This is a genomic window from Bacillus sp. RC51 (genome assembly GCF_044908115.1).
In the GTDB taxonomy this organism is placed as follows: Bacteria; Bacillota; Bacilli; order Bacillales; family Bacillaceae_G; genus Bacillus_A; species Bacillus_A mycoides.
Window position 1 is genome coordinate 82975 of sequence record NZ_JBIYCW010000002.1, and the last position, 15362, is coordinate 98336.

Consider the following 15362-nt stretch of genomic DNA (forward strand, 5'->3'; position numbering starts at 1 on the left):
TTTGACTGAAACAATTAAATGTATTGGTTGCGGTGTAGAAATTCAAACAGAAAATAAAAATGAAGTAGGATACGCTCCTGCATCATCTTTAGAAAAAGAACAAGTAATTTGCCAACGTTGTTTTCGTTTGAAACATTATAACGAAATTCAAGATGTATCTTTAACAGATGATGATTTCCTTCGTATTTTGAACGGAATTGGACAATCAGACGCACTAGTGGTTAAAATCGTAGATATTTTCGATTTCAATGGTAGCTGGTTACCGGGCTTACATCGTTTTGTAGGGAACAATAAAGTATTACTTGTAGGGAATAAGGCTGACTTAATTCCAAAGTCAGTTAAGCATGATAAAGTAAAACATTGGATGCGCTATAGTGCAAAGCAACTTGGTTTAAAACCAGAAGATGTCTTTTTAATTAGTGCAGCTAAAGGACAAGGAATCGCTGAACTTGCTGATGCAATTGAGCATTACCGCGAAGGTAAAGATGTTTATGTTGTTGGATGTACGAATGTTGGTAAATCAACATTTATTAATCGTATGATTAAAGAGTTTAGTGATGAGACTGAGAATGTAATTACAACATCACATTTCCCAGGAACAACGCTTGATTTAATTGATATCCCATTAGACGAAACGTCATCTTTATACGATACACCAGGTATTATTAATCATCATCAAATGGCGCATTACGTTGGGAAACAAAGCTTAAAGCTTATTACACCGACTACAGAAGTTAAGCCAATGGTATTCCAATTAAATGAAGAACAAACATTATTCTTTGGTGGATTAGCACGATTTGATTATGTAAGTGGGGGCCGTCGTGCATTCACTTGTCATTTCTCAAACCGTTTAACAATCCATCGTACAAAGCTTGAAAAGGCTGATGAATTGTACGAAAAACACGCTGGAGAATTATTGAATCCACCGACACCAGAAGAATTAGAAAATATGCCTAAGTTTGTGAAATATGAATTTAATATTCGTGAGCCGAAAACGGATGTTGTATTCTCTGGATTGGGCTGGGTTACTGTAAATGAATCAGGAGCGAAAATTGTTGCTCATGTACCAAAAGGAGTAAGTGTTTCATTACGTAAATCTTTAATTTAATATGGAGAGGGATTTATGAAACAATTATATGGTGTAATCGGAAATCCAATTGGACATTCATTATCACCCGTTATGCATAACGATGCATTTGAACACTTGAATATGGATGCCCATTACCATGCGTTTCTTGTAGAAGAAGAAGCACTAGGGGAAGCAGTAAAAGGTTTGAAAGCATTAGGTATTTCAGGATTTAATGTAACGACTCCGCACAAAGTTGCAATTATGGAGTACTTGGATGAGATTGCCCCGTTAGCAAGGCAAATCGGTGCGGTAAATACAGTAGTTCATCGAGATGGAAAATTGATTGGGTATAATACAGATGGAATTGGTTTTGTTCGTGCCCTGCAGTCAATTAGTGAAGATCCACTTCAAGAGAAACGTATTTTATTAATCGGTGCAGGTGGTGCTAGCCGAGCTATTTACTTCGCGCTTGCCGATGTAGGTGTGAAAGAAATTGATATTGCTAATCGTACGAGAGATAAGGCGAAAAACCTTATCTCTGGGTGCATGGCAAATGTTAATTCGCATGCTCTATCGTTAGAATGTGCAGCAGAAAATCAAGGGGAATATGATATTATCATCCAAACAACAACGATAGGTATGCATCCACATGTTGAGTATACGCCGCTGGAAATTCGTTCATTGAAACAAGGAACGATTGTTTCTGATATTATTTATAATCCATTTGAGACGAAAATTTTAGGCGATGCGAAAGAACAAGGTGCAATAATTCAAAATGGAATCGATATGTTCGTTTATCAAGGTGCACTTGCGTTTGAAATGTGGACAGGGTGTGTGCCGAATATTGATAGAATGAAACAATTAGTAATGAGAGAGCTTGGAGGCTAATTATATGTTAACAGGAAAACAAAAAAGATTTTTACGTGCAAAGGCACATCATTTAACACCGATTTTTCAAGTTGGAAAAGGTGGCGTGAATGAAAATATGGTGAAACAAATTGGAGAAGCATTAGAAGTTCGTGAACTATTTAAAGTGAGCGTATTACAAAACTGTGAATTTGATCGTAGTGAAGTTGCAGAAGAGCTTGCACAAGGTGCACGAGCTGAAATCGTTCAAGTAATCGGAAGCACAATTGTTTTATACAAAGAATCAAGAGAAAATAAGCAGATTAAGCTTCCTCGATAAAAGATATACGTGAGTTATTTCGTAATGGACGCTTGATATGTAGAAAGCGAAACCAATTGAACTTTTATTAACAGTGGGCTCTCTTCGAATTTGTATGGGGAGAGTTGCTGTATGTAAAAGGAAGGGGCGTTTCTTTTGAGAAAAATTGGCATTATTGGTGGCACGTTTGATCCACCTCATAATGGACATTTGTTAATTGCAAATGAAGTGTATCATGCTTTAGGGTTGGAAGAGGTATGGTTTTTGCCGAATCAAATTCCACCGCACAAGCAAGGACGTAACATTACGAGTGTGAAAAGTCGATTAAACATGTTGCAAATAGCGATTGAGGAAGAAGCATACTTTTCAATTTGTTTAGAAGAGCTAGACAGAGAAGGCCCATCTTATACGTACGATACTATGGTACAATTAACGGAGAAGTATCCGGATGTGCAGTTTCACTTTATTATTGGCGGAGACATGGTTGAGTATTTGCCGAAGTGGTATAACATTGAAAAGTTACTTAAGCTTGTGACTTTCGTTGGAGTTGCAAGACCAGGTTATACATTACATACGCCTTATGATATCGTAAAAGTGGAAATTCCGGAGTTTGCAGTTTCTTCTTCTCTGTTACGTGAGAGATATATGACGAAGAAAACGTGCAAATATTTACTCCCCGAAAAAGTACAGGTATATATCGAGAGGAATGGGTTGTATGAATCGTGAGGAAGCACTTAGTATTGTCAAACAACAAATGCATGAAAAACGTTATATACACACGGTTGGTGTAATGGAAACAGCGATTGAACTTGCTAGGTTATATGGTGTAGATGAGAAAAAGGCAGAGACGGCTGCTATATTTCACGATTATGCAAAATGTAGAGCGATTCCAGAAATGGAAGAGATTATTAAGAGAGAAGCTTTGTCAAAGGATCTACTGCACTATAACAAAGAGTTATGGCATGCACCTGTTGGGGCATACTTAGTAGAAAAAGAAGTAGGCATTACTGATCCTGAAATTCTACAAGCTATTACATATCATACAAGTGGTCATGAAAAAATGACAATGTTAGATAAAGTTATTTATGTAGCAGATTACATTGAACCAGGACGTAAGTTTCCTGGTGTGGAAGAAGCGAGGAAACTCGCATATAAAGATATAAATCAAGCTTTACTGTTTGCTTTAAAGCGAACAATTCAATTTTTAATGGAAAAAGATCAAACGATTTATCCATTAACATTCCAAACATACAATGAAGTTATCAAGGAGGAAATTAATAAATGAAAGATAAAGAGTTATTAGTATTAGCGGCAAAAGCAGCTGATGATAAGAGAGCAGAAGATATGGTTGTACTAAATATGCAAGGTATTTCACCGATTGCAGACTATTTTATTATTTGTCACGGAAATTCAGACAAGCAAGTACAAGCAATTGCACGTGAAATTAAAGCGAAGGCACATGAGTTCGAAATTAACGTACAACGTATGGAAGGCTTTGATGAAGCGCGTTGGGTTTTAGTAGACCTTGGTGATGTGGTTGCTCATGTATTCCATAAAGATGAGCGTAATCACTATAATTTAGAGCGTCTATGGGGCGATGTGCCGCGTGAAGATATTGCAGATGAGCTAGATCAATGAAATACGAACAATTTGCTTTGCTGTATGACGAACTGATGAATGATGTCCCTTATGATAAATGGGTGGAATTCACAGAGGAAAGTTTACAACAGGCATCTATGAAAGAGGCAAGAATCCTTGACGTAGCATGTGGAACTGGTAACGTAACACTTCCGCTTGTGCGAAAAGGTTATGATTTAATTGGTGTAGATCTTTCGGAAGAAATGTTAACTGTCGCGCAGCAAAAATTGGGGGGAGAAGGCTATTTTATTCCTTTTTACCAACAAGACATGAGAGAGCTCGATGTTCCTGGTGAATTTGATTGTGTGACAATCTTTTGTGACTCATTAAATTATGTATTGCAAGAAGATGGAGTGCAAGAAACATTTAGAAGAGTTTTCCACCATTTACGTCAGGATGGCTTGTTTTTATTCGATGTACACTCTTTATATAAAATACATCACGTATTTCAAAATGAAACATATACAGTGAACGGCGAAGAAATATCACTTATTTGGAACTGCTTCCCTGGAGAAGAATCAGATAGTGTGGAACATGATTTGACATTCTTTGTACAAGATTCAGAAGAAGATGTGTATCATCGTTTTGACGAATGTCACGTGCAGCGTGCGTATTCGGTTGAAGTGTTAACAAAATGGCTTGAAGAAGCTGGGTTTACAGTGCTTCGCGTCACAGGTGACTTTGAACGAATTGAAGTGACAGAACAAACAGAGCGTATCTTTTTTATGGCGAAGAAGAATGGATAAAAGAAAAGCAACCGATAAGGTTGCTTTTGTTTTATAGAAAAGATGTAGTTTTAGTTCTAGAAAAATAAAAAGATGATATGTGTAAAGTGTAAAAATGCTAGTTTTAGTGAAAATGTAGCATGAAAAAGATAAGTATTAATAAAAAGGGTTTGGGATTACGATGGCGTATTTATTATGTGTGTTTATTGAATTGCTGCTCAACGCATTTTAAATCTTCATCAAATTTCTCATGTGTCCGTTCGATTAATTTATGAAACATATCCCCAACGTGCTCTTCTAAAATACGAATACCTTCTCCTGTAACACCGCCTTTAACGCATACCTTTTCTTGTAAAGTAGGTAATGTAAAAATTTCTTTTTCCAGTAATTTCCCCATTCCAATGACCATTTCACTTACTAAAGTAGTGGCTTCTTCATGTGTAATATTTGTTTTATCTACAGCAGCGTTAATGAAACATTGTAATAAATAACTAAAAAAAGCAGGGCCGCAGCTTGCTATATCAGATGAAACGCGCGTTATATCTTCTTCTATAACAAGGGGAGTAGAAATGTTTTTGAATAGACGAAGTAGTTTTTGTTGCCATTCTAGAGAGCAGTTATTTCCAAATGTAAATAGTGATGCGCCGGATAAGGCGCGGTTTGTGATGCTTGGAATGATACGAGCGACGTGGCAAGGTATAAGTGTTTCTAATTGTGATGGAGATATGGGGCTTGTGATAGAAACTAAGCAATCTTCGTCTGAAAAATGGTCAGCGTATTTTTGTAGAATAGGGTATATATCTATCGGTTTTACGCAAATGAAAATAAGCTGGGATTGTTCGATTACCTCTTGGATTGTTTTGGCTATATGAACAGAAGGGTATTTTTCTTTTATATGATATGCTTTGGCAGGCGTCCGATTAATAATAGTAAGGCACGAGGGTTTGACAGCACGGGTTTCTAAAAATGCATCGATTAGTATATTCCCCATGTTCCCTGTCCCTATAATTCCTATGTTCAATGTTTCATCCCTCCTTCGTAACAGCTTTCTCCTAAACAATATGAATGATGTTATAAATTTATGATTAGAGGTGTAAAATGATGTGGGATTTTCCGAAAAAATGGTTGGGATTAGTGATTATTATTGGCACTTTGATTTTTCTTTTTTTCTGGAAAACGAATCAGCAAACAGAGCGATCGCTCATTACAACGGAAGTTCAAGTGAAAGATGTGGAGAAAAAAAGTAAACCGAAAGTATTGGATACAAAGGAGCAGAAAAAAATAATTATAATTGATGTGAAAGGGGCGGTTTTTAAAGAGGGTGTGTATGAAATGAAGGAAGGGGACCGGGTGAAGGAGGCAGTTGAAAAAGCTGGTGGTTTGTTGCCAGATGCAGATGTGAAGAAAGTGAATTTGGCGCAAATGGTCCAAGACCAAATGCTTCTTTATGTTCCTAACAAGAATGAGCCAGTGCAAGAAGGGGCTACTTTTTCAAAAAGCGAGGGTAAAGTGCAAATAAATACAGCTTCTAAAGAGCAACTTGAAAAAATAACAGGCATTGGTTCTCGGAAAGCGGAAAGTATTTTGAAATACCGAGAAGAACATGGTCCGTTTCAGAAAATAGAAGATTTATTAGAAATTGATGGGATTGGTGCGAAGTCTTTAGAGAAAATAAAAGATCAAATTATTATTCCATAAAAGATTGACGAAGTTTTTCTTTTTTCGCTACACTACAAGTAGACAAAAAAGAAGGTGAAAAATATGGAACGAATTTCATGGGATCAATATTTTATGACGCAAAGCCATCTACTATCTTTACGTAGTACATGTACAAGGCTTGCGGTAGGAGCGACAATTGTTCGTGATAAACGAATTATTGCTGGTGGATATAACGGTTCAATTAAAGGTGGTGTGCATTGTATAGACGATGGTTGCTATGTCATTGATAATCATTGCGTTCGTACAATTCATGCTGAAATGAATGCTTTATTACAATGTGCGAAGTTTGGTGCAAAAACAGAGGAAGCGGAAATTTATGTCACACATTTTCCTTGTTTGCAGTGCTGTAAGGCGATTATTCAAAGTGGTGTTACAGCGGTTTATTATGCACAGGACTATAAAAATCATCCGTATGCCGTAGAGTTATTTGAACAAGCGAGTGTAACAGTAAAGCACGTTCCACTAGAATACGATATTACATCGCTAGAGGAACAAGAGCGTCATTTACAGCTAAAGGAATTATTCGCAGCTTTAGAAAAAGATAATTTATCAATGGAAGAATTACAGCGTGTATTCACTAAAGCGAAAATGATGCTATAAGGAGTGAGTATGAGTTGAATGGGCAATGGGGCTATGTTGCAATCTCGTTTATAATTGGGATTGCAATTACCTTTTCCGCATCGCATTTGTTGGCTGCTTGTTGTTTCGTTTGTTATGTTTTATTTTGTTTATATCGTACTTCGCGTAAAACCTTCATATTTTGTATAATAGCGTGTTTTAGTGGCGCTATGTACACCACGTATGTTCAGAGTCTAAATAAGCCGCTAGGGGAGTCCTATGAAGTTACACGAGGGGTCGTGCAAAATACACCTCTAATTAATGGGGATCGTCTCTCTTTTCAAATTGAAGATCAGAATAAAAACTTAGTGCAGTTAAATTATAAAATACAATCTGCTTCGGAAAAGAAGCAGTTGCAACAATTACATGCAGGTATATCGTGTACATTTAAAGGGGAGGTGAAAGAACCACAAACTGCCCGGAATTTTCATGTTTTTGATTATCGTAATTATTTATATCAGCAAAAAATACATTTTATATTTGATGTGACATACATTTCTGAATGTCAAAAAACATCGTTGTCACTCGTGCAATGGATTTTCCTTCTCAGGCAACAAACAATCTCGAAAGTTACAGAAATGTTCCCGGAACAATCAGGTGCATTTATGAACGCATTATTATTTGGAGATCGACAACAAATGACGTTTGAAGTAGAAGAGCAATATCAACAATTTGGTCTTATACATTTGTTAGCAATTTCAGGATCGCATATCGTATTATTAATGGTTATAATGTATTTTGTTTTGCTAAGAAGTGGTGTGACGAAAGAGACAGCAACAGTATGCCTTATAGTTTGCATTCCTCTGTATATGATCATAGCTGGGGCGTCGCCATCTGTTGTGAGGGCTTCTATAACAGGAGTTTTATTATTGGTAGCTTTCATGTGCTCTGTTCGCTTATCTAGTCTAGATGCCTTAAGTATAACAGCTATATGTATGCTTATATACGATCCGTATCTTATTTTCAACATTGGATTTCAATTCTCATTTGTAGGTAGTTTTTCTTTACTACTATCTGCGCCGATATTATTAGGGCGTAGTAATGGGATAGTTCGAAATTCTATTTACATTTCTATAATTTCACAGCTCGCTAGTACCCCCATCTTGTTATATCATTTTGGTTATTTTTCTCCTTATAGCATTTTCCTCAATCTTATATATGTTCCTTTTCTATCCATTATTGTATTGCCGTGTAGCATCATTATTCTTATATGTATGCCGGTTATTCCATTTTTCGCAAAAGGAATCGCATATGTACTTTCACTATGTTTAACCATTTCTAATGATTTTCTAAGTTACTGTGAAAGTTTCCCTTTCATCCGACTTACTTTTGGTCAAACTCCTTTATTTCTTGTGGCTATATATTGTTTTAGTATCGTTAGTATATTTGTGATTTGGGAAAGGGTAATAACGAAAAAAATTTTGTGCATAGTTGTGGGTGTGTTTCTTTTTATTAGTACTTGTCATTATGTATATCCATATTTTCGCGAAAGTGGGAGTGTTACATTTCTTGATGTTGGACAGGGAGATGCGATATTAATTCGTCTTCCGTACGATAAAGAGGTTTATCTTATTGATACAGGAGGAGCCCTTCCTGTCAAGAAGGAAGCGTGGCAACAGAAAAAGCATGAATTTTCTGTTGGGCATGATATTCTTGTTCCTTTTTTACAAAAAGAAGGTATAAAAACGATTGATAAATTAATTGTAACGCACGGAGATGCGGATCATATAGGTGCTGCGCTGGATTTGCTGTCATCTATTATTGTAAAAGAAGTTGTATTTGGGAGAAAGGAACAAGATGCTTTATTGGAAAAAGGGGTGAAGAAAAAGGCGTTAGAAAAGAGCATGAAGATAAGTGTAGTAGGAGAAGGGGAAGGTTGGAGGGTAAATGAAGCGGAATTTTTCGTATTAGCTCCAAAGGGGAAAGAAAAGGGAGAAAATGACTCTTCGATTGTACTATGGGCCAGACTAGGGGGACTAACATGGCTATTTACGGGTGATCTAGAAGAAGAAGGAGAAAAGTTTATAGTATCAACATATCCTGATTTGCGAGCTAATATTTTAAAAGTTGCCCACCATGGGAGTAAAACATCGTCTACAGATCCATTTTTAAGCCTTGTACAGCCTGCTGTAGCGATTATTTCTGTGGGGGAGCGTAATAGGTATGGGCACCCGCATAAGGAAGTTATAGAGCGTTTTAAGAAGATGGGTATTGATATATGGCGTACGGATAAGCAAGGTGCTATTTCCTATGTTTTTAATGGAGAAAAAGGAACCTTTCAAAGTAAAATCACATATGATGAAACACATAGAAGATGAAAAAAAGAAGACTGCCGTTAAGCAGCAGCCTTTAAGAACCGATGAATTTAATAACAGTTGCAATAATGAAAAGTGTTGCGAAAAAACCAAATGAGACGATAAATCCTACCCCTGAATCAATAGCGTCATTGCGTTTACTTTGAACGTTTTGTTCAAAATCATTCATTTAGAATCCCTCCCCAACATTCCATTTTAGTATAAAATATTGTCAGAAAAAAATCTACAATTTCCATATGAAGTGAAATAGAGTATTTGTATACTTTTTCTAGTTAGTTAAGTAGCGTGAATTTTTCATTTCCAATCATGTTAACAGTTGGCACTTATACTAAGATTATTATTGTAAATAATAAAGGGAAGGTGATTACCGCACACCAATAAGAAATCCGGGGCTTATTGTGTGGCGTTTTATATAAATAAAGGGGCGGGTTATAAAGACCGTCCCTTTGTACTTGTAAAACAAAAGCTAGGGCATTAGTATAAATATATATTGCCAAGTTAGGGAGTAGGAAAAAATATGAGTGATATACATAAGAAGATTAAAAAGAAACAGTTCGCTCCGTTGTATGTACTGTATGGAACGGAAGCCTATTTTATAAATGAAACGATAAAGCTTATTACAACGTACGCGCTTGAAGAGGAAGATCGAGAGTTTAATGTTGTGACATACGATTTGGAAGAAGCGTATTTAGAAGATGTAGTTGAGGATGCGCATACGCTTCCTTTTTTTGGCGAGCGTAAAGTTATATTAATAAAATCACCACTATTTTTAACGGCACAAAAAGAAAAATTAGAACAAAATATAAAAATTTTAGAAGAATATATTGGGGAGCCATCTCCTTTTTCTATTCTTGTTTTTGTTGCGCCTTATGAAAAATTAGACGAAAGAAAAAAAATTACAAAACTATTAAAGAAAACAGCGGATGTAATAGAAGCAAATGCGATGCAAGTGCAGGATGTTCAGAAGTGGATTGTTTCTCGTGCGGATGAGGTGCATGTGCATATTGATAATTCAGCTGTTAGTTTATTGTTAGAGCTTGTGGGAAGTAATGTAACAATGTTGGCGAAGGAAATGGACAAGTTAACGTTATACGTCGGTATGGGCGGAGAAATTACGCCAAAACTTGTCACGGAACTTGTGCCGAAATCTGTTGAGCAAAACGTGTTTGCTTTAACAGAAAAAGTGGTGAAAAAAGATATCGCTGGTGCGATGCAAATTTTAGACGGATTATTTACACAGCAGGAAGAACCGATTAAACTGCTAGCTTTATTAGTAAGTCAGTTCCGCTTGCTACATCAAGTGAAAGAGTTGCAACAGCGTGGTTACGGACAAAATCAAATCGCGTCCCATATTGGTGTACATCCGTACCGGGTAAAGTTGGCGATGAATCAAACGAAGTTTTTCTCTTTTGAAGAATTAAAAAAAGTTATTATAGAATTGGCGGAAGCTGATTATAGTATGAAGACTGGAAAGATGGATAAGAAACTTGTGCTTGAGTTTTTCTTAATGCGGTTAAATCATATGTAGTGACACAAAAAAGTTCACGTACTTAGTACGTGAACTTTTTTGTGTATATAAAAAACGATCCGAATGGATCGTTTTTTAAACGCCTTACGCGTTTACTTGTTTCGCTAAGCGAGATTTTTGACGAGATGCAGCGTTTTGGTGGATAAGACCTTTACGAGCTGCTTTGTCAAGTTTTTTAGAAGCAGTTTTGAAAGCTTCTTTAGCATTTTCAAGATCGTTATTAGTAACTAAAGTTTCTACAGTTTTAACAGCAGTACGCATGTCAGACTTGATAGAAGCGTTATGTGAACGACGCTCTTCGCTAAGTTTAGCGCGTTTGATAGCAGATTTGATGTTTGCCATACTTTTCACCTCCCTGGTGCAATCGAATGACTCGATTCTTACATAGAACAAGTGATATTTTATCAAACGGTGAAGAGAATTGCAATAGTATATCAATGAAATTTCACGTAAAGGAAAGAATGACCTAATATAACTTGGGGAAATCTAACGATATTTACTATGAATTACGGAGGAGATACGATGAAAGAACCATTAGATTTAAGTAAATATAGTGTTAGAACTGACCTTGCTGTAGAGGCGCACCAAATGCTACAAGAGCGCCAAGAAGAACAAAAAGGGATACAGGGAGTTATTGTAAAAGAGAGGGAAGAAGAGGGAGTTACAATTACAAAAGTAACTATTGATGAAATTGCATCTGAGTCGATGGGGAAAAAACCTGGAAGTTATTTAACTCTTGAGGTGCAAGGTATACGACAACAAGATACGGAACTTCAGCAAAAGGTAGAGCGTATTTTTGCAAAAGAATTTTCTTATTTCTTAGAAGAGGTTGGAGTTTCAAAAGAAGCGAGTTGTTTAATCGTAGGTCTTGGGAATTGGAATGTAACGCCGGATGCACTCGGACCGATAGTTGTAGAGAACGTACTGGTGACGAGACATTTGTTTAAATTGCAGCCTGAAAGTGTGGAAGAAGGGTTTAGACCTGTTAGTGCCATTCGTCCAGGGGTAATGGGAATTACAGGGATTGAAACGAGCGATGTCATTTACGGAATTATTGAGAAGACAAAACCAGACTTTGTCATCGCAATTGATGCATTAGCTGCTCGTTCTATAGAACGAGTAAATAGTACGATACAAATTTCTGATACAGGAATTCATCCAGGATCTGGTGTTGGGAATAAGCGTAAGGAACTAAGTAAAGAAACATTAGGTATTCCTGTTATCGCAATTGGTGTGCCAACTGTGGTAGATGCTGTTTCGATTACGAGTGATACAATTGATTTTATTTTGAAACATTTTGGCCGGGAACTGAAAGAAGGAAACAAACCGTCACGCTCTTTATTGCCAGCAGGTTTTACATTTGGAGAAAAGAAAAAATTAACAGAAGAAGATATGCCAGATGAAAAGAGTCGAAATATGTTTTTAGGAGCTATTGGTACGTTAGAAGAAGAAGAAAAGAGAAAGTTAATTTATGAAGTGTTATCTCCTCTTGGTCATAATTTAATGGTAACTCCAAAAGAAGTAGATGCGTTTATTGAGGATATGGCAAATGTAATAGCCAGCGGTTTAAATGCAGCGCTGCATCATCAGATTGATCAGGATAATACAGGGGCATATACACATTGATGGAAAGAGGCAGAAATAGCTTGAGTCAATTTACGCTGTTATGTATATGCGGTACAGTCTTATGTTTGCTTATGATGATAGCTGGAGTGGGACTCGCTAATCATGGTCTAAAAAGTATGAAGGGATATCGTCAGCTGTCATATGAACAAATTGCTCATATGACAGGAACAGAAGGCGCTGGGGCTGAACCCGGAATTTCGGGAGAGACGTTTTCGGCTATTGAAAAACAAAAACAGTTAGAAAGCTTAAGAAGTTTTAATGTTGTAGAAGGTATCGGTATGGCGATAGCAAGTGTTGCTCGTGATATGACAAAGTTTGGAACGGATATAGTTGTTGGGGCAATAAAAGGAATTTTTAGTTAAGGGTAGCGGGAAGGATGGTTGTCTTATGTTTGTAAGAGAGCTGTCTTTTAATTTGAAAAAGGTTTGTCTCTTATGGTTTGTTCGCATAAGATATAGATAGAGTGATTTGTATTGTAAGCAGCACGAGTTTTCATTGAATCTTTGCTGCTCTATTGATATAATCAGTGCTAGTGTATATTGGCGAGACTATTAGGAGTTGAGAACATAGATGAATAAAGAAGAAAGAGCAAAAAGACAGTCCAAAATTCGTAACTTCTCCATCATTGCTCACATTGACCACGGGAAATCAACGTTGGCAGACCGTATTTTGGAGAAAACAAACGCGTTGGCACAGCGCGAAATGAAGGCGCAATTGCTTGACTCTATGGAGTTGGAGCGTGAGCGTGGTATTACAATTAAATTAAATGCAGTACAACTAACGTATAAAGCGAAAGACGGTGAAGAGTATATTCTTCACTTAATCGATACTCCAGGACACGTCGACTTTACGTACGAAGTATCTCGTAGTTTAGCGGCTTGTGAAGGTGCAATTCTTGTAGTGGATGCAGCGCAAGGAATTGAGGCGCAAACATTAGCGAACGTATATTTAGCGCTTGATAATAATTTAGAAATCTTACCAGTTATTAATAAAATCGACTTACCAAGTGCAGACCCAGAACGCGTACGTCAAGAGGTAGAAGATGTAATTGGTTTAGATGCATCGGAAGCTGTACTTGCTTCAGCGAAAGCTGGCATTGGTATTGAAGATATTTTAGAACAAATCGTTGAAAAGGTACCAGCTCCAACAGGTGATTCAGAAGAGCCGTTACAATGTATGATTTTCGATTCTTTATATGATCCGTACCGTGGTGTAATTGCATATATCCGTGTTGTAAATGGAACGGTAAAAGTTGGCGATAAAGTACGTATGATGGCAACTGGAAAAGAATTTGAAGTAACAGAAGTAGGTGTGTTTACACCGAAAACGACGCAACGTGACGAGTTAACAGTAGGTGATGTAGGTTTCTTGGCAGCATCTATTAAAAATGTAGGCGATACACGTGTTGGTGATACGATTACACATGCGAAACGTCCGGCTGCAGAGCCGTTAAAAGGGTATCGAAAATTAAACCCAATGGTATTCTGTGGTTTATATCCAATCGATTCTGCACGTTATAACGACTTACGTGATGCGTTAGAAAAACTAGAATTGAATGATTCTGCTCTTGAATTTGAGCCTGAAACATCTCAAGCTTTAGGTTTTGGTTTCCGTTGTGGTTTCTTAGGGCTTCTTCACATGGAGATTATTCAAGAACGTATTGAACGTGAATTCAAGATTGACTTAATTACAACAGCGCCAAGCGTTATTTATAAAGTGTATTTAACGAACGGTGAAGATTTTATTGTTGATAATCCATCTAATATGCCAGATCCACAGACTATCGATCGTGTAGAAGAGCCGTTTGTGAAGGCTGCAATTATGGTTCCGAATGACTATGTTGGAGCTGTAATGGAAATTTGCCAAGGGAAACGTGGAACGTTTATTGATATGCAATATTTAGATGAAACACGTGTTACATTGACATATGAAATCCCGTTATCAGAAATCGTATATGATTTCTTCGATCAATTGAAATCAAATACGAAAGGATATGCATCATTTGACTACGAGTTAATTGGTTATAAACCATCTAAACTTGTGAAAATGGATATTCTTTTAAATAATGAACAAGTGGATGCTTTATCATTTATTGTACATCGTGATTCAGCGTATGACCGTGGTAAAGTAATTGTAGAGAAATTAAAGAAATTAATTCCAAGACAACAGTTTGAAGTGCCAATTCAAGCGACTATCGGAAATAAAGTTGTATCTCGTTCTACAATTAAGGCGATGCGTAAAAACGTACTTGCAAAATGTTACGGTGGTGACATTTCTCGTAAGCGTAAACTTCTTGATAAGCAAAAAGAAGGTAAAAAACGTATGAAGTCTGTTGGTTCTGTAGAAGTGCCGCAAGAAGCATTCATGGCTGTACTGAAAATGGATGATAACTAATGGAGTGAACTATAATTAGTGGAGATTTTTCTATTTTTCGCTAATTATTAGCCCGCACCAATCGTGATAAAAGTAGAAGCCGTTCGTTCGGCTTCTTTTTTATATGCTACTTTTTAGACATCTTAGCATCTCTCATTTACAATAGTGAGAGAGCTTTTTAGTGATTGATATAGAGTTAGGAGACTATTAATGTCCGAAAATATTCGAAAAGATATTCGAGAGAAAATACAAAAAGGTAATTTTAATTGCGAAAAGGAACTGACGCTTTCTATAATTAGTGGGAAGTGGAAAGTTGTGATATTGTGGCACTTAGGTGTGGAAGGTCCGCATCGTTTTAGTGAATTGCAACGTCTGTTCCCGAGCATTTCTCATAAAGTGTTGTCAAATCAATTGAAAGAGTTAATGGAGGACGGGATTGTTGATCGCACGGTATACCCGGAAATTCCTCCGCGTGTTGAGTACTATATGACGGAATTAGGTATGTCGCTTTTACCGATCGTTGAAATGATGTATGATTGGGGAAAAATGCGAATGGAACAAATCCGTAATACAGTAGAGAAGTAAA

18 protein-coding genes are annotated in these 15362 nt (G+C 36.9%); 15 read left to right on the forward strand and 3 right to left on the reverse strand.

What is annotated here, in order from left to right:
- Position 1: 1 nt before the first annotated feature.
- The 7 genes from yqeH (at position 2) to ABH959_RS05120 (ending at position 4618) form a co-directional block, all read left to right on the forward strand.
- On the forward strand, positions 2 to 1108 hold the full coding sequence (gene yqeH, locus ABH959_RS05090) for a ribosome biogenesis GTPase YqeH (protein ID WP_404454093.1): 1107 nt from the start codon (positions 2 to 4) through the stop codon (positions 1106 to 1108).
- Between the two features lie 15 nt (positions 1109 to 1123).
- Entirely contained in the window at positions 1124 to 1957 is an 834-nt protein-coding gene (aroE, locus tag ABH959_RS05095) for a shikimate dehydrogenase (protein ID WP_404492344.1), read from the forward strand.
- Positions 1958 to 1961: 4 nt separating this feature from the next.
- Complete coding sequence (yhbY, locus tag ABH959_RS05100) at positions 1962 to 2255, forward strand: ribosome assembly RNA-binding protein YhbY (RefSeq protein ID WP_002015220.1); 294 nt, start codon at positions 1962 to 1964, stop codon at positions 2253 to 2255.
- A gap of 135 nt (positions 2256 to 2390) precedes the next feature.
- Complete coding sequence (locus ABH959_RS05105) at positions 2391 to 2960, forward strand: nicotinate-nucleotide adenylyltransferase (protein WP_002067321.1); 570 nt, start codon at positions 2391 to 2393, stop codon at positions 2958 to 2960.
- On the forward strand, positions 2950 to 3519 hold the full coding sequence (gene yqeK / locus ABH959_RS05110) for a bis(5'-nucleosyl)-tetraphosphatase (symmetrical) YqeK (protein ID WP_113935602.1): 570 nt from the start codon (positions 2950 to 2952) through the stop codon (positions 3517 to 3519). Before ABH959_RS05105 ends, yqeK begins: the two co-directional genes overlap by 11 nt.
- Entirely contained in the window at positions 3516 to 3872 is a 357-nt protein-coding gene (rsfS, locus tag ABH959_RS05115; protein ID WP_000653209.1) for a ribosome silencing factor, read from the forward strand. Before yqeK ends, rsfS begins: the two co-directional genes overlap by 4 nt.
- Positions 3869 to 4618: a class I SAM-dependent DNA methyltransferase gene (locus ABH959_RS05120; protein WP_002088700.1), complete on the forward strand. Its 750-nt coding sequence runs from the start codon at positions 3869 to 3871 to the stop codon at positions 4616 to 4618. Before rsfS ends, ABH959_RS05120 begins: the two co-directional genes overlap by 4 nt.
- 172 nt (positions 4619 to 4790) lie before the next feature.
- Here ABH959_RS05120 and comER read toward each other — a convergent pair whose 3' ends face one another.
- Positions 4791 to 5618, reverse strand: coding sequence for a late competence protein ComER (gene comER / locus ABH959_RS05125; RefSeq protein ID WP_002015213.1), 828 nt, complete (start codon positions 5616 to 5618; stop codon positions 4791 to 4793).
- A 77-nt stretch (positions 5619 to 5695) separates the two neighbouring features.
- On the opposite strand from comER, the gene ABH959_RS05130 reads away from it, so the two are divergent.
- From ABH959_RS05130 to ABH959_RS05140, 3 genes are all read left to right on the forward strand, one after another.
- On the forward strand, positions 5696 to 6295 hold the full coding sequence (locus tag ABH959_RS05130; protein ID WP_219303557.1) for a helix-hairpin-helix domain-containing protein: 600 nt from the start codon (positions 5696 to 5698) through the stop codon (positions 6293 to 6295).
- A gap of 63 nt (positions 6296 to 6358) precedes the next feature.
- A complete protein-coding gene (locus tag ABH959_RS05135; RefSeq protein ID WP_002088698.1) occupies positions 6359 to 6916 on the forward strand; it encodes a ComE operon protein 2 in 558 nt (185 codons plus the stop codon).
- 14 nt (positions 6917 to 6930) lie between these two features.
- A complete protein-coding gene (locus tag ABH959_RS05140; protein WP_404492345.1) occupies positions 6931 to 9252 on the forward strand; it encodes a DNA internalization-related competence protein ComEC/Rec2 in 2322 nt (773 codons plus the stop codon).
- 31 nt (positions 9253 to 9283) lie between these two features.
- On the opposite strand, the gene ABH959_RS05145 is transcribed toward ABH959_RS05140, so the two are convergent.
- Positions 9284 to 9418 (reverse strand): YqzM family protein, encoded by a 135-nt coding sequence (locus ABH959_RS05145; RefSeq protein ID WP_000997609.1) that lies wholly within the window; start codon positions 9416 to 9418, stop codon positions 9284 to 9286.
- Between the two features lie 348 nt (positions 9419 to 9766).
- Here ABH959_RS05145 and holA point away from each other — a divergent pair, with 348 nt between their 5' ends.
- Positions 9767 to 10777 carry a DNA polymerase III subunit delta gene (gene holA / locus ABH959_RS05150; protein WP_113935600.1) on the forward strand — a complete coding sequence of 337 codons (1011 nt, stop codon included), beginning with the start codon at positions 9767 to 9769 and terminating at the stop codon, positions 10775 to 10777.
- An 84-nt stretch (positions 10778 to 10861) separates the two neighbouring features.
- Here the strand turns inward: holA and rpsT are convergent, their stop codons facing one another.
- A complete protein-coding gene (gene rpsT / locus ABH959_RS05155; RefSeq protein ID WP_113935599.1) occupies positions 10862 to 11119 on the reverse strand; it encodes a 30S ribosomal protein S20 in 258 nt (85 codons plus the stop codon).
- Between the two features lie 180 nt (positions 11120 to 11299).
- Here rpsT and gpr point away from each other — a divergent pair, with 180 nt between their 5' ends.
- From gpr to ABH959_RS05175, 4 genes are all read left to right on the forward strand, one after another.
- Entirely contained in the window at positions 11300 to 12403 is a 1104-nt protein-coding gene (gpr, locus tag ABH959_RS05160; RefSeq protein WP_002088693.1) for a GPR endopeptidase, read from the forward strand.
- Complete coding sequence (locus ABH959_RS05165; protein WP_061689604.1) at positions 12403 to 12765, forward strand: DUF3679 domain-containing protein; 363 nt, start codon at positions 12403 to 12405, stop codon at positions 12763 to 12765. Before gpr ends, ABH959_RS05165 begins: the two co-directional genes overlap by 1 nt.
- Before the next feature lie 208 nt (positions 12766 to 12973).
- Positions 12974 to 14797 (forward strand): elongation factor 4, encoded by a 1824-nt coding sequence (gene lepA, locus ABH959_RS05170; protein ID WP_002034072.1) that lies wholly within the window; start codon positions 12974 to 12976, stop codon positions 14795 to 14797.
- A 189-nt stretch (positions 14798 to 14986) separates the two neighbouring features.
- Positions 14987 to 15361, forward strand: a complete 375-nt coding sequence (locus ABH959_RS05175) for a winged helix-turn-helix transcriptional regulator (protein WP_002015203.1) — start codon at positions 14987 to 14989, stop codon at positions 15359 to 15361.
- The last annotated feature ends 1 nt before the right edge of the window (position 15362 follow it).

Coding starts and splice junctions, on each gene's coding strand:
- ABH959_RS05175 (WP_002015203.1), top strand. CDS start 14,987: ATGTCCGAAAATATTCGAAAAGATATTCGAGAGAAAATACAAAAAGGT.
- holA (WP_113935600.1), top strand. CDS start 9,767: ATGAGTGATATACATAAGAAGATTAAAAAGAAACAGTTCGCTCCGTTG.
- yqeK (WP_113935602.1), top strand. CDS start 2,950: ATGAATCGTGAGGAAGCACTTAGTATTGTCAAACAACAAATGCATGAA.
- ABH959_RS05145 (WP_000997609.1), bottom strand. CDS start 9,418: ATGAATGATTTTGAACAAAACGTTCAAAGTAAACGCAATGACGCTATT.
- ABH959_RS05130 (WP_219303557.1), top strand. CDS start 5,696: ATGATGTGGGATTTTCCGAAAAAATGGTTGGGATTAGTGATTATTATT.
- lepA (WP_002034072.1), top strand. CDS start 12,974: ATGAATAAAGAAGAAAGAGCAAAAAGACAGTCCAAAATTCGTAACTTC.
- gpr (WP_002088693.1), top strand. CDS start 11,300: ATGAAAGAACCATTAGATTTAAGTAAATATAGTGTTAGAACTGACCTT.
- ABH959_RS05135 (WP_002088698.1), top strand. CDS start 6,359: ATGGAACGAATTTCATGGGATCAATATTTTATGACGCAAAGCCATCTA.
- rpsT (WP_113935599.1), bottom strand. CDS start 11,119: ATGGCAAACATCAAATCTGCTATCAAACGCGCTAAACTTAGCGAAGAG.
- rsfS (WP_000653209.1), top strand. CDS start 3,516: ATGAAAGATAAAGAGTTATTAGTATTAGCGGCAAAAGCAGCTGATGAT.
- yhbY (WP_002015220.1), top strand. CDS start 1,962: ATGTTAACAGGAAAACAAAAAAGATTTTTACGTGCAAAGGCACATCAT.
- aroE (WP_404492344.1), top strand. CDS start 1,124: ATGAAACAATTATATGGTGTAATCGGAAATCCAATTGGACATTCATTA.
- ABH959_RS05120 (WP_002088700.1), top strand. CDS start 3,869: ATGAAATACGAACAATTTGCTTTGCTGTATGACGAACTGATGAATGAT.
- ABH959_RS05165 (WP_061689604.1), top strand. CDS start 12,403: ATGGAAAGAGGCAGAAATAGCTTGAGTCAATTTACGCTGTTATGTATA.